The organism is Neisseria oralis, from assembly GCF_045062685.1.
Lineage (GTDB): Bacteria > Pseudomonadota > Gammaproteobacteria > Burkholderiales > Neisseriaceae > Neisseria > Neisseria oralis.
On record NZ_JBJGEB010000114.1, the window covers coordinates 1 to 236 of the forward strand.

The 236-nt window shown below is 64.8% G+C and carries 1 pseudogene; it reads right to left on the bottom strand.

What is annotated here, in order from left to right:
- Window positions 1-236, bottom strand: a pseudogene (locus ACI43T_RS12285) (energy transducer TonB); the annotation flags it as partial.

The following is a 236-nucleotide window of genomic DNA, read 5'->3' on the forward strand; positions in this document are numbered from 1 at the left end:
ACCGTACCCTGCTCGTCATTTTCCATAGAAAGCGTGGGATAGGCCGGGCGCGGGATGCTGCCGTTGGCGCGTAAAGGATTGCCTTTGCTGCTGCCGGCACCTGTTCCTCCGCCGCTGCCGCCGGTTCCTTCCCCGTGTTCGCCTTTGGCTCCGCCGCTGCCTTTGCCGCCGCCTTCACCGCGCCCTGTTCCGTCACCTTTGGTACCGCTGCCTTTACCTTCCCTGCCGTCCTGTCC